Annotated in this window: 15 protein-coding genes and 1 riboswitch; of the genes, 12 read left to right on the top strand and 3 right to left on the bottom strand. The window is 73.5% G+C overall.

What is annotated here, in order from left to right:
* Window positions 1–4: 4 nt before the first annotated feature.
* Entirely contained in the window at window positions 5–808 is an 804-nt protein-coding gene (locus tag ACFVHK_RS12895) for an alpha/beta fold hydrolase (protein ID WP_376929147.1), read from the bottom strand.
* Window positions 809–875: 67 nt separating this feature from the next.
* A riboswitch (guanidine-III (ykkC-III) riboswitch) is annotated at window positions 876–942 on the top strand.
* 12 nt (window positions 943–954) lie between these two features.
* Here ACFVHK_RS12895 and ACFVHK_RS12900 point away from each other — a divergent pair.
* The 5 genes from ACFVHK_RS12900 (at window position 955) to ACFVHK_RS12920 (ending at window position 4203) form a co-directional block, all read left to right on the top strand.
* Window positions 955–1281 (top strand): DMT family transporter, encoded by a 327-nt coding sequence (locus tag ACFVHK_RS12900; protein ID WP_376929148.1) that lies wholly within the window; start codon window positions 955–957, stop codon window positions 1279–1281.
* A gap of 219 nt (window positions 1282–1500) precedes the next feature.
* Window positions 1501–1932, top strand: a complete 432-nt coding sequence (locus ACFVHK_RS12905; RefSeq protein WP_376929149.1) for a hypothetical protein — start codon at window positions 1501–1503, stop codon at window positions 1930–1932.
* Window positions 1926–2159 (top strand): helix-turn-helix transcriptional regulator, encoded by a 234-nt coding sequence (locus tag ACFVHK_RS12910; RefSeq protein ID WP_129235617.1) that lies wholly within the window; start codon window positions 1926–1928, stop codon window positions 2157–2159. Before ACFVHK_RS12905 ends, ACFVHK_RS12910 begins: the two co-directional genes overlap by 7 nt.
* Window positions 2156–3154, top strand: coding sequence for an NAD(P)-dependent alcohol dehydrogenase (locus tag ACFVHK_RS12915; RefSeq protein WP_376929150.1), 999 nt, complete (start codon window positions 2156–2158; stop codon window positions 3152–3154). The genes ACFVHK_RS12910 and ACFVHK_RS12915 overlap by 4 nt, the downstream gene beginning before the upstream one ends.
* Window positions 3154–4203 (top strand): NAD(P)-dependent alcohol dehydrogenase, encoded by a 1050-nt coding sequence (locus ACFVHK_RS12920; RefSeq protein WP_376929151.1) that lies wholly within the window; start codon window positions 3154–3156, stop codon window positions 4201–4203. Before ACFVHK_RS12915 ends, ACFVHK_RS12920 begins: the two co-directional genes overlap by 1 nt.
* 16 nt (window positions 4204–4219) lie before the next feature.
* Here the strand turns inward: ACFVHK_RS12920 and ACFVHK_RS12925 are convergent, their stop codons facing one another.
* Both ACFVHK_RS12925 and ACFVHK_RS12930 read right to left on the bottom strand, forming a co-directional pair.
* On the bottom strand, window positions 4220–5245 hold the full coding sequence (locus ACFVHK_RS12925) for a YeiH family protein (protein WP_376929152.1): 1026 nt from the start codon (window positions 5243–5245) through the stop codon (window positions 4220–4222).
* A complete protein-coding gene (locus ACFVHK_RS12930) occupies window positions 5242–6966 on the bottom strand; it encodes a dolichyl-phosphate-mannose--protein mannosyltransferase (RefSeq protein WP_376929153.1) in 1725 nt (574 codons plus the stop codon). Before ACFVHK_RS12930 ends, ACFVHK_RS12925 begins: the two co-directional genes overlap by 4 nt.
* A gap of 52 nt (window positions 6967–7018) precedes the next feature.
* Here ACFVHK_RS12930 and rsmI point away from each other — a divergent pair, with 52 nt between their 5' ends.
* The 7 genes from rsmI (at window position 7019) to ACFVHK_RS12965 (ending at window position 14956) form a co-directional block, all read left to right on the top strand.
* Window positions 7019–7846, top strand: coding sequence for a 16S rRNA (cytidine(1402)-2'-O)-methyltransferase (gene rsmI, locus ACFVHK_RS12935; RefSeq protein ID WP_376929154.1), 828 nt, complete (start codon window positions 7019–7021; stop codon window positions 7844–7846).
* Between the two features lie 159 nt (window positions 7847–8005).
* Window positions 8006–9103, top strand: a complete 1098-nt coding sequence (locus tag ACFVHK_RS12940) for an NADP-dependent oxidoreductase (protein WP_376929155.1) — start codon at window positions 8006–8008, stop codon at window positions 9101–9103.
* Between the two features lie 90 nt (window positions 9104–9193).
* On the top strand, window positions 9194–10759 hold the full coding sequence (gene metG / locus ACFVHK_RS12945) for a methionine--tRNA ligase (protein ID WP_376929156.1): 1566 nt from the start codon (window positions 9194–9196) through the stop codon (window positions 10757–10759).
* Window positions 10756–11658: a TatD family hydrolase gene (locus tag ACFVHK_RS12950; protein WP_376929157.1), complete on the top strand. Its 903-nt coding sequence runs from the start codon at window positions 10756–10758 to the stop codon at window positions 11656–11658. Before metG ends, ACFVHK_RS12950 begins: the two co-directional genes overlap by 4 nt.
* Before the next feature lie 67 nt (window positions 11659–11725).
* Window positions 11726–12625 carry a 16S rRNA (adenine(1518)-N(6)/adenine(1519)-N(6))-dimethyltransferase RsmA gene (gene rsmA / locus ACFVHK_RS12955; protein ID WP_376929158.1) on the top strand — a complete coding sequence of 300 codons (900 nt, stop codon included), beginning with the start codon at window positions 11726–11728 and terminating at the stop codon, window positions 12623–12625.
* 92 nt (window positions 12626–12717) lie between these two features.
* A complete protein-coding gene (locus ACFVHK_RS12960; RefSeq protein ID WP_376929159.1) occupies window positions 12718–13677 on the top strand; it encodes a 4-(cytidine 5'-diphospho)-2-C-methyl-D-erythritol kinase in 960 nt (319 codons plus the stop codon).
* Window positions 13678–13969: 292 nt separating this feature from the next.
* Window positions 13970–14956, top strand: coding sequence for a hypothetical protein (locus ACFVHK_RS12965; protein ID WP_376929160.1), 987 nt, complete (start codon window positions 13970–13972; stop codon window positions 14954–14956).
* The last annotated feature ends 18 nt before the right edge of the window (window positions 14957–14974 follow it).

The following is a 14974-nucleotide window of genomic DNA, read 5'->3' on the forward strand; positions in this document are numbered from 1 at the left end:
CGCGTCAGCGCGCGGCGTGCGCGTCGATGAACTCCAGCACCACGGGATCGGCCGGGTCGATGAGATGACCGCCGCCGACGTCGGCGCGACGCGCGTCCGGGAGGTGCCCGACGATCCACTCCGCTGCGCGGTGCAGCGGCGGAGGCGACGCCTCCGCGACCACGACGAGTGTCGGCGCGCGCACCGCCTCGAGCTCCTCGGCGTCGTAGCGTCGAGGCCGCTCGGACAGGTCGAGGCCGTCGCCGGCGAGTTCGGCGAGCACGCCGCCGTTCGCCGCCGCCAACGCGTCGCGGACCTCCGAGGGGAGGTCGGTCCACGCGTCGTCGCCCAGCATGACGCGGAACACCGCCTCTGCGGCCCGGTCGGGGGCGTCGGCGGCCGCGGCGGCGATGCGCTCGCGGGCCTCCGCGGCCCAGGCCCGGGCGGCGTCGTCGATCGTGAGGAGCGCGGGCTCGAGGAGCACGAGCGACGAGACCGCGTCCGGATGCCGGCGCGCGAGCTCGAGCGCGATGAGCCCGCCGGTGCTGCGGCCGATGACGGCGGCCGGCGTCGCGCCGAGTCGTTCGAGCAGTGCGGCGGCGTCGGCCACGTGGTCGTCGAGCCCCGTCGCGGCATCCGCTCGCTTGCCGGCGCTGCGCGCGAAGCCGCGGCGGTCGTACGTGATGGCTCGCCCGTGCGCGGCGAGCCGTTCCGCGGCGTCGGCCCAGAGCACGGCCGAACTCGGCGTGCCGTGGATCCCGAGGATCGGCGCTCCCGCGCCGCGCTCCTCGACGTGGAGTCCGACCCCGTCCACGCGGATGCGCGCCATGCCGTCAGGCTACGCCGCAGGCGCTCGCAGTGCACATGGCCTGATCAGGTCGCGTTGCTAGCCTCGCTCATGTCGCCCGACGGCGGCACCGGACGAGGGAACCCAGTACCCGGAACGCGACAAGACTGGCCGAAGGAGTGCTTGTCATGTCGTGGATCGTCCTCATCGTCTCCGGTGTGCTCGAGGCCGTGTGGGCCACCGCCCTCGGCAAGTCCGAGGGGTTCACCAAGCTCTGGCCGTCGGTCGTGTTCGGCGTGGCCCTCGTCCTCTCGATGGGCGGGCTCGCGTGGGCGATGCGCGGCCTTCCCGTCGGCACCGCGTACGCGGTGTGGGTCGGCATCGGCGCGGCCCTCACCGTGATCTGGGCCATGATCACGGGCGAGACGGAGGTCTCGTGGGCGCGCCTGGCGCTCATCGCGGGGCTCGTGGGCTGCGTCGTCGGCCTGAAGCTCGTCGGCGGCGCCGACCACTAGCCGACCGCCGCCGTGCTCCGCCGGGCCGCCGGTCCACGTCGTCGAGTGGATGCCACCTGCACCGCTGCGAGCGCCCAGCGGTGCAGATGACATCGCTTCGAGCACGGCGCTCGGAGGGCGGGCGGGCGCCGCGTCCGGTGTGTAAAGAATGCTTGACATGGTGTCGACAATGGTTGACACTGGGCATGTCAAACATTCTTCACATCGAAGGGAACGCGGATGTCGTACGAGGAGAAGGGCACGTGGTCGTTCCTCGTGGTCACGATCGTGGTCTACGGGATCTACCTCTGGCTCGTGCTCGCACAGCTCGCCGCCGGGACGCCCGTCGACGAGGTCGACTACGCGATCCCCATGCTCTGGACGATCGGCGGCGCCATCGTCGCCGGCATCGTCGGGCGGATCCTGCTCGAGGTCATCACGCCGAGCGAGAGCCACCGCGCCGACGTGCGCGACAAGCAGATCGACCGCGCCGGCGAGCAGGTGGGCAACTCGCTCGTCGTCGCCGCCGGGGTCGGCGCGCTCATCCTGGCCATGCTCCAGGTGCACTGGTTCTGGATCGCGAACGCGATCTACCTCGGGTTCGTGCTCGCCGGCATCCTGTCGAGCGTCGCGAAGCTCGTGATGTACCGCCGGGGGGTGCCCGCATGGTGAAGCCCACGCGGGTCACGAACGACATCCGTTCGCTGCGCTTCCGCCACGGCGAGATGACGCAGGCCGAGCTCGCAGAGCGCCTCGGCGTCACCCGCCAGACCGTCATCGCCATCGAGCAGGGGCGCTACTCGCCCTCCCTCGAGATGGCCTTCCAGATCGCTCGGGTGTTCGGGGTACCGCTCGACGACGTCTTCCAGTACCCCCAAGAGGAGGTGTCGGCATCATGAGGATCGCCGCGTATCACCGGTACGGTGCCCCCGAGGTCGTCGGGGTCGAGGAGCGGGAGCGGCCTGAGCCCGGTCCCGGGGAGATCCGCGTGCGCGTGCACGCGGCGTCGGTCGGGGCGGCGGATGCCGCCGGACGATCGGGTTCGCCCTGGTTCGCGCGGCTCGCATTCGGGCTGCGCCGTCCGCGCAACGCCGTGCTCGGCTCGGACTTCGCCGGTGTCGTCGACGCGGTCGGCGGGGGAGTGACGCGCTTCGCCGTGGGGGATCGCGTGTTCGGCGCGACCGGAGCGGACGGCGGCGCGCATGCCGACGCGGTGGTCGTCCGGGAGGACGGCGCCGTCGTCCCCCTGCCCGACGGGGTGTCCGTCGAAGCGGCCGTCGCGATCTGCGACGGTGCGATGACGGCGCTGCCGTTCCTCCGCGACGGCGGCCGCGTCCGGCGCGGCAGCCGTGTGCTCGTCAACGGCGCCTCCGGCGCGGTCGGCGCAGCCGCGGTGCAACTCGCCGTCCACTTCGGCGCCGAGGTCACCGCGGTGTGCGGCCCGTCGCACGCCGAACTCGTGACCGGCCTCGGCGCGGCGAGGGTCGTCGACTACACGCACGAGGACGCGATGCGCCGGGACGCGCCGGGAGCACCCTTCGACATCGTGTTCGACGCGGTCGGCAAGTCGACCTTCCGGCGGGCGCGAGCCGTGCTCGCCCCGGACGGCCGCTACCTCACCACAGTGCCGTCGTGGGCGATCATGGCCCAGCAGGTGACGTCGCGACTCGGCCACCGCCGCGCGGTGGTCATGTTCACCGGACTCCGCTCGGCCGAGGCCAAGCGGCCCGACCTCGAGCAGCTCGCCGCATTCGCCGCAGCCGGGACGTTCACGCCCGTCATCGAGCGCGTGTTCCCGCTCGACGCGGTCGCCGACGCGCACCGCCTCGTCGACACCGGACACAAGGCCGGCACGGTCGTCGTCACGCCCGTGCCCGAACACCAGGAGGCATGATGCGCGCGATCGTACAGAACGGCTACGGCGGCCCCGAGGTCCTCGCGGTCGCCGACGTCCCCGAGCCCGCGCCCGGCCGCGGGGAGGTCGCGGTCGCGGTCACGGCGGCCGGCGTCCACGCCGGCGACGTGTGGATCATGCGCGGCGAGCCGCTGCTGATCCGGGCCGCCTTCGGGGTGAAGCGCCCGAAGCAGCCCGTCATCGGGCGGGACATCGCCGGCGTCGTCACCGCCGTCGGCCAGGGCGTCGCCGAGCTCGCCGTCGGCGACCGGGTGTTCGCCGAGTCCGACCGGGGCGGCTTCGCCGAGACCGTGGTGGTCGCGGCCAGGTACGTCCGGCGCGCCCCCGCGAACCTCGACGACGTCCACGCCGCCGTGATCCCGGTGTCGGCCACGACCGCGTTGCAGGCGCTCCGGCTCGGTCGCGTCGGGCCGGGGGACCGCGTGCTCGTGATCGGCGCGTCGGGTGGCGTCGGAACGTACGCCGTCCAGCTCGCGTCGGCGCTCGGCGCGGAGGTCACCGGCGTCGCCAGCGGCGCGAAGGCCGACCACGTGCGCGCCGCCGGCGCGAGCCGCGTGATCGACCACCGCACGGAGGACCCCACGCGGGACGCCGCCGTCTACGACGTCATCATCGACCTCGTCGCGGCGCAGTCGCTCACCGCGCTCAGCAGGATCCTCGCGCCGCGCGGCACGCTCGTGCTCTCGGCGGGCACGGGCTCGCGCACCTTCGGCCCCCTGCCCCGGATGGCGGCCGCCACGCTGCGCTCGCCGTTCACGAGGCGCCGCCTGAAGCCGCTGGCGGCCAAGCACCACGGCGACGACCTCGACGAGGTCCGCGCACTCGCGGAGGCCGGGCGGCTCCGACCGGTGGTCGACGAGGTCTTCCCGCTCGAACGCGGGCCGGAGGCCCTCGCCCGGCTGGCATCCGGATCGGTTCGCGGCAAGGTCGCGATCCGCATCCGGCCCGACGCGCAGGCGGATGCCGCATCCGACGCCGCGGCGAGCGCCGCGACATCCGATCACGCTGGGGGAGGCGGGACCGGGTGACGCCGGACGCGGGTGCTCAGCCGAGCAGCACCGCACCGTAGGCGAGCGCCGCGACGAGCACCCACGACGCGAGGCCGGTCACCAGCGCGCGCCAGCCCGTGTGCAGCAGCGCGGCGACGCGGATCGACGCGCCGAGCGCGAACAGCGCCATCGCGAGGAGCGTCGTCTGCACGAGGTCGGCGGCCGTCAGCACCACCTCGGGCACCGGCAGGAACGTTCGGACGAGCACCGCGACGAGGAACCCCGCGACGAACAGCGGCACGATCGCGGGGCGCGGGCCGGAGGCATCCGTCGACCGTCGCCGCTCTGCGCCCGCGGCGATCGCCACCATCGGTGCGAGCAGCAGCACGCGGGTGAGCTTCACGACCACCGCGACGGCGAGCGCCGAGGCCCCCGCGATCTGGGCGGTCGCGACGACCTGCCCGACGTCGTGCACGCCCGCTCCGACCCAGTGCCCGAACTGCGCGGCCGACAGGCCGAGCGGATGCCACAGCGCGGGCAGCACGGCGATCGCGAGCGTGCCGCACAGGGTGACGAGCGCGACCGGACGGGCCTGCTCGTCGTCGCGGGCCCGCACCGTCGCCGCCATCGCGCCGATGGCCGACGCCCCGCAGATCGCGAACCCGCTCGCGATGAGCAGCGGCTCGTGACCGGGCAGCCGCATGGCACGGCCGAGCGCCAACGTGCCGGCGAAGGTGAGCACGACGACGGCCACGGTGGTGAGGATCGTGATCCAGCCGAGCCCCGCGATGTCGGCGAGGCTCAGCTTCAGGCCGAGCAGGACGATGCCGGCGCGCAGCAGCGTCCGCGCCGAGAACGCGAGGCCCGGCCGCAGGACCCCGTCGAGCGCGGGGCGCAGGGCGGGGACCTGGCCGGCCACGATGCCCGCCGCGACGGCGACCGTCAGGAGCGGGACGACCGGGACGGCGAGGTGGACCAGCCAGGCGAACGCGGCGGCGGCCGCCGCGACGCCGAGGCCGGCCGTCCGGCTGCGCCACCGCCGCGATGCAGGGCCCGGGCCGTCGGGCCCCCGACCGTTCATCCCCAGCCCGGCAGCCAGAAGTGCAACTGCCGGAAGTCGGGCGTCACGGGCACCGCGGTCCAGAGCGGGAGGAAGAAGATCGAGACCGCCACCGCCACGCCGAGGAACACCCCGACGGTGGCGATGCCCTGCTGGCGCCGCCACCTCGGGTGGTCGCGCCGGCCGAGCACGATGCCCATGACCGCGGCGAGCGCGAGCAGCACGTAAGGCTCGTAGGCGATCGTGTAGAACTGGAAGACCGTGCGGCCGAGGTACATGAGCCACGGCAGGTAGCCGGCGGCGACGCCGACGAGGATGGCGCCCGCCGTCCACTCGCGATACCGGGCGAAGCGGTAGACGAGGTAGCCCGTGGCGAGCGTCGCGGCCCACCAGATGATCGGGTTCGGGATGCCCATGATCGACGCCCAGCACTCCCCCTGGCCGCAGCCCCCCGACCCGTCGATCGTCGAGGCGAAGTACATGTTCGTCGGGCGCAGCGAGATCGGCCAGGTCAGCGGGTTCGCCTGCCACGGATGAGGGGAGGCCACGCCGACGTGGTACCCGTACGCAGCCTGGTGGTAGTGCCACAGGCTCTGGAGCGAGTGCGGCACCCACGACCAGAACCCCGTCGCCGCGTTGCCCGGTTCGTCGGCCCACCCGCGGTAGTAGCCGCCGTCGGTCACGAGCCATCCGGCCCAGGACGCGAGGTAGACGACGCCGGCCACCGGGACCAGCAGGAGGAAGGTCGCAGGCGCCTGCTTGAACAGCGCGCCCTCGACCCAGAAGCCCAGCCCGGCGCGCCGCCGGGCCATCGCGTCGACGAGGACGAGGTAGATGCCGAAGGCGGCGACGAAGTAGAGGCCCGACCACTTCACGGCGGTGGCCGCACCGAACGCGACGCCCGCGGCGATCACCCACGGACGCGCCCAGATCACCGGCCCCCAGTGCGGCTCGGCTCCGCCCTCGTGCAGCGCGGCGAGCCGTTCGCGCAGCCGTGACTCGGACGCCGTGCGGTCGAGGAGCACGAACCAGAATCCGAACAGGGCGAAGAGCATGACCCAGTTGTCGAGCAGCGCGACCCGGCTCATCACGATCGCGTTGCCGTCGATGGCGAGCAGGAACCCGGCGATCACGGCGACGAGCGTGGAGCGGAAGAGGCGTCGGCCGACCAGCGTCATGAGGAACACGGCGATCGTGCCGGCGAGCGCCGTCGACGCGCGCCACCAGAACGCGCTGTCGGCTCCGAAGAGCGCCATGCCGAGCCCGATCATCCACTTGCCGAGCGGCGGGTGCACGACGTACGCCGGGTCGTCGGAGAACACCTCGGTGTCGCCGCGTGCGAAGTCCTCGTTCGCGCCCTCCGGCCACGCCGACTCGTACCCGTTGGCGAGGAGCGTCCAGGCGTCCTTCACGTAGTAGGTCTCGTCGAACACGATCGCCTGCGGATTCCCGAGGTTCCAGAACCGCAGTACCGCCGCGAGGAGGGTGACGGCGATCGGGCCGCCCCAGGTCCAGAGGGCTCGGCGGCGCGGCGTGCGGAGCAGGTTCGCCCACCACGCGTCGAGGCGGGTGCCGACGGGGGTCGCGGGGGCGACGGGGGCTGCCGGGGCGACGGGGGCCGCCGGGGTCGCGTCGGTCGCGGTCGCGGTCGCGCTCGATCCGGCGGATGCCCCGCCGTCGCGTCCGGTGGAGGTCGCCTCGTGCTCGTCGCGCGCGTCAGCGCCGACCCCGTGGAGACCCATGCGCTCCACTGTATCCGCGCCTCCCGCGGCATCCGTGCGCCAGACTGGAGCGGTGATCATCCTCGCGGCGACGCCCATCGGCAACCTCGGCGACGCATCGACCCGGCTCCGGCAGGCGCTGGAGGACGCCGACGTCGTCGCGTCGGAGGACACGCGCGTCACGCAGCGTCTCCTCGCCGCGCTGGGCATCGCCAATCGGCCCCGACTCATCGCCCTGCACGAGCACAACGAGCGCGCACGCGCGGCCGACCTCGTCGAACTGGCTCGCGACGACGACCTGCTCGTGCTGAGCGACGCGGGCATGCCGACCGTGTCCGACCCGGGCTTCCCGCTCGTGCAGGCGGCTGTGGCCGCCGGCGTCGACGTGACCGCGATACCCGGGCCCAGTGCGGTCGTGACGGCGCTCGCCGTCTCCGGCCTGCCGACCGATCGGTTCGCGTTCGAGGGGTTCCTCCCGCGCAAGGCTGGCGATCGCTCACGACGCCTCGCGGAACTCGCGGGCGACCGCCGCACGCTCGTCTTCTTCGAGGCGCCGTCGCGCCTCGCGGCGAGCCTCGGCGCGCTCGCCGAGGAATTCGGCGCCGACCGGCCCGCCGCGGTGTGCCGCGAGCTCACGAAGCTGCACGAGGAGGTTCGACGCGGCCCGCTCCGCGAGCTCGCGGAGTGGGCCGAGGCCGGCGTCCGCGGCGAGATCTGCGTCGTGGTCGGCGGGGCGACGGAGGCCCCGGTCGCCGATGCGGGCGAGGCGGTCGCGCGGGTCGTCGCGCTCGCGGCATCCGGCACCAGGCTGAAGGATGCCGCGGCGCTCGTCGCCGGCGAGACGGGCCTCGGCAAGCGAGACCTCTACGAGGCCGCGCTCGCCGCCCGCGCCGCCCGCTGACGCCGAGGGACCCGGGTGCCCGCGCGGCCGGATGCCCTCCCGGCGGTTCGCGTTCCCCCGCGGTCCATGCACACGTATCGAAATCACAGGTGGCTCCCACGCCGCTCACATGATCCGGGCGCACTCTGAATCAACAGCGTCGTTTCGGGGGTGACGGACATGGCACAGGCAGTGCGATTCAACCGGTTCGGGGGGCCCGACGTGCTCGAGGTGACCGAGGTCCCGGTCCCGGAGCCCGGCCCAGGGGAAGTGCGAGTCAAGGTGTTCGCGAGCGGGATCTCGCCCGTGGAGACGGCGGTGCGTCGAGGCGATCACGCCGATCGCTGGCCGGTCGAGTTCCCATCCGGCCAGGGCCGCGACGTCGCAGGAGTGGTGGACGCGATCGGGGACGGCGTGACGCGGTTCCGGCGCGGCGACGAGGTGATGGGATTCGTCTCGCGAGGAGCCCAGGCGACCTTCGTCGTCGCGCCCGCGTCGCAGCTCCTTCCCAAGCCGGCGTCGGTGTCCTGGGAGGTCGCCGGGTCGCTGTACGTCGCGGGGACGACCGCGCTCGCCGCCGTCGACGGCCTGAACCTCGGCCCGAACGACGTCGTGGTGATCACCGCGGTCGCCGGCGGGATCGGGTGTCTCGCGGCGCAGCTCGCGCGGGTTCGCGGTGCGGTGGTGATCGGCACCACGACCGAGTCGCGGTTCGACTTCGTCCGCCAGTTCGGGATCGAGCCGATCGCGTACGGGCCCGACCTCGCATCGCGCATCCGGAGCATCACCGATCGGCAGGTCACCGCGTTCCTCGACTTCCTCGGAGGCCAGGCCGCGGAGGCAGCGGAGCTCGGGGTCCCGGCGTCGCGCGTGTTCACGACGACGGACTGGGACGCGGTCGAGGACGACGATGCGGTCAAGCTGTACGCGGGCGACACCATCGCGCTCGGGCGCATCGCGCAGCTCATCGCCGACCGGCAGGTCCGACTGCCGATCGCCGACGTGTTCCCGCTCGCCGACATCGCCGACGCCTACCGGGAGCTCGACCGGCGCGACGCCCCCGGGAAGATCGTGATCGGCATGAACCTCGTCGACTACCCCGGCCAGAAGGTGAAGCCGTCTCGGCTCAAGCAGCAGGACCTCACCATCGGCGTCCCGACCCCGCACGAGCGGATGTCGGTCGAGGGCGTGCTGCCGCCGGTCATCGGCGACGGACGCGCCCGGCACCTGCGGACCGGATCCATCCCCGTGGTGGAGCCGAGCGGTCCCCGCGGCTGAGCCGGGCGGGCGTCCGGCCGGGCGGGCGTCCGGCCGGGCGGGAGTCCGCCCGGGCGTAGCGGGCGTGTGCGCGCCCGTAGGATTGTCGGCATGGCCGACGCCTCCTCGTTCTACATCACGACCCCCATCTTCTACGTCAACGACGTGCCCCACATCGGGCACGCGTACACGGAGGTGGCCGCCGACGTGCTCGCGCGGTGGAACCGCCAGGCGGGTCGCGACACGTGGATGCTCACCGGCACCGACGAGCACGGCCAGAAGATCCTGCGCACCGCGACCGCCAACGGCGTGAGCCCGCAGGAATGGGCCGACAAGCTCGTCGCCGACGCGTGGAAGCCGCTGCTCGACACGGTCGACGTCGCCAACGACGACTTCATCCGCACGACCGACGAGCGCCACGAGCGCAACGTCCAGCGGTTCCTCCAGCACCTCTTCGACGAGGGGTGGATCTACACCGGCGAGTACGAGGGCTACTACTGCGTCGGCTGCGAGGAGTACAAGCAGCAGTCCGAGCTCGTCGACGGCACCGGCGAGTACGAGGGGCAGCTGGTCTGCGCCATCCACTCCAAGCCCGTCGAGCTGCTGCACGAGAAGAACTACTTCTTCCGCATGTCGGCGTTCGCCGACAGGCTGCTCGCCCTCTACGAGGAGCGGCCCGACTTCGTCCAGCCCGAGTCGGCGCGCAACGAGGTCGTCAGCTTCGTGCGACGCGGCCTCGACGACCTCTCGATCTCGCGGTCCACGTTCGACTGGGGCGTGAAGGTCCCGTGGGACGAGACGCACGTCGTCTACGTCTGGTTCGACGCGCTCCTCAACTACATCACCGCCGTCGGGTACGGCGAGGACGACGACCGGTTCGCGCGCCGGTGGCCGGCGCAGCACCTCGTCGGCAAGGACATCCTCCGCTTCCACGCCGTCATCTGGCCGGCGATGCTCATGGCCGCCGGCCTCGACGTGCCGACCGGCGTGTTCGGCCACGGCTGGCTGCTCGTCGGCGGCGAGAAGATGTCGAAGTCGAAGCTCACCGGCATCGCGCCGTCGCAGATCACCGACACGTTCGGCTCCGACGCGTTCCGCTACTACTTCCTGTCGGCGATCTCCTTCGGGCAGGACGGCTCGTTCTCATGGGAGGACCTCGCGGCGCGCTACCAGGCCGAGCTCGCGAACGGCTTCGGCAACCTCGCCTCGCGCGTGATCGCGATGATCGGCCGCTACTGCAGCGGCGCCGTGCCCACCGGCACCGGGGAGGCCCGCACCGAGGCCGACGAGGCGATCCGGCGCATCGAGCAGGAGGCGACGGACGCCGCGTGGCAGGCGATCGACCGCCTGCAGATCCACGAGGCGATCGCCGCCACGTGGAGGCTCGTCGACGCCCTGAACGGGTACATCACCGAGCAGGAGCCGTGGGTCCTCGCGAAGGACGAGACGAAGCGCGCGCGCCTCGAGGCCGTACTCGAGACGGCCTACCACGGGGTCGGCACGCTCGCCGTGCTGCTCTCGCCCGTGCTGCCGAAGGCCACGGCGAAGCTCTGGACCGCGCTCGGCGCGCCCGGCACCGTGCAGGATCAGCGCATCGACCGCGCACACGAGTGGAGCGTCGGCACCCAGACCTCGGCGCTCGAGCCGCTGTTCCCGCGCGTGGAGGCGACCGAGTGACGGCTGGCGCCGACCACCTCCGCACCCGGTCCGACGGCGGGCGCGCCGTCGAGTACCCGCCTTCGCCCGAGCCGCTCGCGGTGCCCGTCTACGACAACCACACCCACCTCGAGATCGCCGACGGTGCGCTGCCGCTCACGGCGCACGAGCACCTCGAGCGCGCGGCATCCGTCGGCGTCGCGGGAGCCGTGCAGGTCGGCACGGATGTCGCGACGAGCCGCTGGTCCGCCGAGATCGCGGCCCGCGAGCCGCGACTGCTGGCCGCGGTCGCTCTGCACCCGAACGAGGCGCCCGAGCTCGCCGCCCGCGGCGAGCTCGATGCGGCGATCGCGGTGATCGACGAACTCGCCGCGCAGGCGCGCGTGCGGGCCGTCGGCGAGACCGGGCTCGACTTCTACCGCACCGGCGACGACGGCCGCGAGGCGCAGTTCCGCTCGTTCGAGGCGCACATCGAGATCGCCAAGCGCCACGGCATCGCGCTGCAGATCCACGACCGCGACGCGCACGACGAGGTGGTGGCGACGCTGCGCCGGGCCGGCGCCCCCGACACGACGATCTTCCACTGCTTCTCGGGCGGTCGGGAGCTCGCCCGGCTCGCGGGCGACGCCGGCTGGTACTGCTCGTTCGCCGGCAACGTGACGTTCAAGAACGCCGAGAACCTCCGCGACGCCCTGCGGGCCGTGCCGCGCGACCGGATCCTCGTCGAGACCGACGCGCCGTACCTCACCCCGGTGCCGTTGCGCGGGCGGCCGAACGCGCCGTACCTCGTGCCGCACACCATGCGGTTCATGGCCGCAACGCTCGGTGCCGACCTCGACGAGCTGTGCGCCCAGGTCGCCGCGAACACCGAGCGCGCGTACGGCACGTGGGCCGACGGGCTCGAGGCGGGTTCCGCGTGACGCGGCGTGCCGCGCGCGCAGGCGCCGCCGGCTGCCGGAGCATCGTGAGGGTGCGGGGGAGCAGGGCGTGAACGCGCATCGACACGAGGCCGACGGCGGCGGCGTCGTCACGCCGCGCCTGCTCGGACCGGCCGAGATCCGCGACCTCGCCGAACTGCTCGACGTCACGCCGACGAAGAAGCTCGGCCAGAACTTCGTGCACGACGCCAACACGGTCCGCCGCATCGTGCAGACCGCCGGGGTGCAGCGCGGCGAGACCGTGCTCGAGATCGGACCCGGGCTCGGGTCGCTCACGCTCGGGCTCCTCGAGGCCGGAGCGCGGGTGATCGCGGTCGAGATCGACGCGCGCCTCGCGGCCCAGCTCCCGCACACGGTCAGCGTCATGCAGCCGGGCCCGTCGCTCACGGTCGTCCGCGAGGACGCATTGCGCGTGACCGACCTGCCGGGCGAGCCGACGCGGCTCGTCGCGAACCTCCCGTACAACGTCTCCGTTCCGGTGCTGCTGCACCTGCTCGAGCACTTCCCGTCGCTCACCTCGGGCATCGTCATGGTGCAGGCCGAGGTCGGACACCGGCTCGCCGCCGAGCCCGGTTCGAAGGTCTACGGCGGTCCGAGCGTCAAGGCGAGCTGGTACGGCGACTGGCGCACGGCCGGCCAGGTGTCCCGAATGGTGTTCTGGCCGGTGCCGAACGTCGACTCCGTGCTCGTCGGATTCGAGCGCGGCGAGGCCCCCGGCGATCCGCCTGGCACGGAGGCGGAGCGGCGGGTCGTGTTCGCGATCGTCGACGCCGCGTTCCAGCAGCGGCGCAAGATGCTCCGCCAGTCGCTGTCGGGCGTGCTCGGCGGATCCGCCGCCACGGCGAGCGCCGTGCTCGAGCGCGCGGGCGTCGACCCCCAGGCGCGCGGCGAGCAGCTGACCGTCGAGGACTTCCTGCGGATCGCGCGGGCCGCGGCATCCGTCGCCTGACCTCGCACACCGGGTGCGGTGCCGGTCTTCGGCCCCCGAAGTGGCCCTCGGCGCTGCGCGATCGGCCCGCCCGCGTCGGCTAGCGTGGTGCCATGGTGTTCCCGGCGACCGACGCGGCAGTGCACGTCCGAGCCCCCGGGAAGATCAACCTCTTCATGCGGGTCGGAGCCCTCGACGACGACGGCTACCACGACGTCGCGACCGCGTACCAGGCCGTGTCGCTCTACGAGGACATCCGCGCGTGGCCCGACGACGAGTTCTCGGTCGCGTTCGGCGGCTCGGTCGACACCTCCGGCCTGCCGACGGATGCCTCGAACCTCGCGCTCCGTGCCGCGAAGCTGCTCGCCCGCCATGCCGGCGTGCCCGGAGGGGTGCGCCTCGAGATCGACAAGCACGTTCCGATCGCGGGCGGCATGGGCGGCGGGTCGGCGGATGCCGCGGGCACGCTCGTCGCGTGCGACGCGCTCTGGGGCACCGCGCTGCCGAAGGAGGAGCTGCACGCGCTCGCGGCGTCGCTCGGCGCCGACGTGCCGTTCGCGCTGACCGGCGGCACGGCGATCGGCACGGGGCGCGGCGACCGGCTGAGCCCGGCGCTGGCCACCGGCTCGTTCCACTGGGTGCTCGTGACGGCCGACTTCGGGCTCTCGACGCCGGCCGTGTACGGCGAGCTCGACCGGCGACGCGACGCGGGCCTCGACCCCGAGTGGCGGGACGGGCACCACGGCGCGCGCACCGCGCTCGACTCGCCGACCGTCGACGCGGCCGTGCTGCAGGCGCTCCGCGCGGGCGACCCGCGGCAGCTCGCGGCAGCGCTCCACAACGACCTCCAGTCGGCCGCCATCGGGCTCGCGGGGCGTCTGGCGCAGGTGATCGACCTCGGCGAGCAGAACGGCGCCCTGGCCGGTCTCGTGTCGGGCTCGGGCCCGACGGTCGCGTTCCTCGTCGACGACGCCGACGGTGCGCTCGAGCTCCAGGTGGCGCTCTCGGCGGCGGGCCTCACGGCGTTGCACGTGCACGGTCCGGTGCACGGCGCGCGCGTCCTGCCCTTCTGATCTGACGCCCGCCCGCCCCGCCCCGACCCGCGGCGGCGCCGCTCCGGCCCCCGGCGGCGCCGCTCCGGCCCCCGGCCGCGCCGCTCCATCCCGCGGCCGCGCCGCGCGGGCACGCTCGCGCCTCCCGACGCGGGCGCGAACCAGTTGCCCTGTGCTGCGCCGCCAGCGAAAGGATGCCATCTGCACCGCTCGGCCGTGCGGGCGGTGCAGGTGACATCCTCTCGATGAATCCAGGCCGCGGATTGTGGACAGCCGGCACCGTGCCGTCGCGCGACCCCGGACGCTGGGGTCCGTGAGCAGATCCGCTGGGCTTCCGTGGCACCTCAGCGCCGTGCCGTCCTTCACCCGCGCGGAGGCGAACCGCCACGGCGTGGGGTGGCGCCGGCTCGCCGCACCCGACCTCGAGCGGACGTTCCATGGCGTGCGCCGGCACGTCGGGGCGGAGCCCTCGATCCGTGAACTCGCCGAGGCGTACGCCAAGCGGATGCCTCGCCGGCAGGTGTTCAGTCACGTCACGGCCGCCGCGCTGTGGGGCATCCCCGTACCGAGGCGCGCCGAGCGCGCCCGCCCGGGACCGGTCGCCGACAGCGCGTCGGCGCGCCCGCTCCTGCACGTCGCGGTGCCGCGTGGCTCGGCGCGACCGAGCGCCGCCGGCGTCGAAGGGCACGTGATCTCGTTCGAGTCCGTGCGGGTCATCGTGCATGGCGGGTTGCGCGTGGTCGATCCGGCGAGCGCCTGGGTGCAGCTCGGCGCATCGCTCCGTGTCGACGACCTCGTCGCTGCCGCCGAGTACCTGATCACCGGATCGCAGCCGTTCGACGGACGAGTACCGCTCTGCGGACGGGACCAGCTCGAGTCCGCCCTCGCCGCACATCCCGGGCGTCGTGGGATCGACGCGCTCCGTCGAGCCCTGGCCGCCGCACGATGGGGTGCCCTGTCGCGCAGGGAGACGCTGCTGCGGCTCGACCTCGTGAGGGCGGGCCTACCCGAGCCGGTCCCCAATCACCGGGTCCTGGACGGACGTGGCGAACTCGTCGCGATGATCGACCTCGCGTATCCCGATCGTCGGGTCGGGATCGAGTACCAGAGCGACCTGCACCGGTCGACTGCGCAGTGGCGACGCGACATCCGCCGGATCGAGCGGCTCGCCGATGCGGGCTGGGTGATCGTCCAGGCGACCGCGGACGACGTCAGCGCGGACGGCGAGCTGCGCGACTCGGCGGCATTCGCCGACCGCGTGCGTCGGCGACTCGTCGCGCGCGGCACGGACCGCGGCTGAACGAGAGGATGGCATCTG

The organism is Agromyces binzhouensis (assembly GCF_042672355.1).
GTDB classification, from domain to species: Bacteria; Actinomycetota; Actinomycetes; order Actinomycetales; family Microbacteriaceae; genus Agromyces; species Agromyces binzhouensis.

Bases quoted from the DNA above. Each gene is read 5' to 3' on its own strand.
- ACFVHK_RS12940 (WP_376929155.1), top strand. From the start codon at position 8,006: ATGGCACAGGCAGTGCGATTCAACCGGTTCGGGGGGCCCGACGTGCTC.
- ACFVHK_RS12915 (WP_376929150.1), top strand. From the start codon at position 2,156: ATGAGGATCGCCGCGTATCACCGGTACGGTGCCCCCGAGGTCGTCGGG.
- metG (WP_376929156.1), top strand. From the start codon at position 9,194: ATGGCCGACGCCTCCTCGTTCTACATCACGACCCCCATCTTCTACGTC.
- ACFVHK_RS12910 (WP_129235617.1), top strand. From the start codon at position 1,926: ATGGTGAAGCCCACGCGGGTCACGAACGACATCCGTTCGCTGCGCTTC.
- ACFVHK_RS12925 (WP_376929152.1), bottom strand. From the start codon at position 5,245: ATGAACGGTCGGGGGCCCGACGGCCCGGGCCCTGCATCGCGGCGGTGG.
- ACFVHK_RS12930 (WP_376929153.1), bottom strand. From the start codon at position 6,966: ATGGGTCTCCACGGGGTCGGCGCTGACGCGCGCGACGAGCACGAGGCG.
- ACFVHK_RS12900 (WP_376929148.1), top strand. From the start codon at position 955: ATGTCGTGGATCGTCCTCATCGTCTCCGGTGTGCTCGAGGCCGTGTGG.
- ACFVHK_RS12895 (WP_376929147.1), bottom strand. From the start codon at position 808: ATGGCGCGCATCCGCGTGGACGGGGTCGGACTCCACGTCGAGGAGCGC.
- ACFVHK_RS12960 (WP_376929159.1), top strand. From the start codon at position 12,718: ATGGTGTTCCCGGCGACCGACGCGGCAGTGCACGTCCGAGCCCCCGGG.
- ACFVHK_RS12905 (WP_376929149.1), top strand. From the start codon at position 1,501: ATGTCGTACGAGGAGAAGGGCACGTGGTCGTTCCTCGTGGTCACGATC.
- ACFVHK_RS12920 (WP_376929151.1), top strand. From the start codon at position 3,154: ATGCGCGCGATCGTACAGAACGGCTACGGCGGCCCCGAGGTCCTCGCG.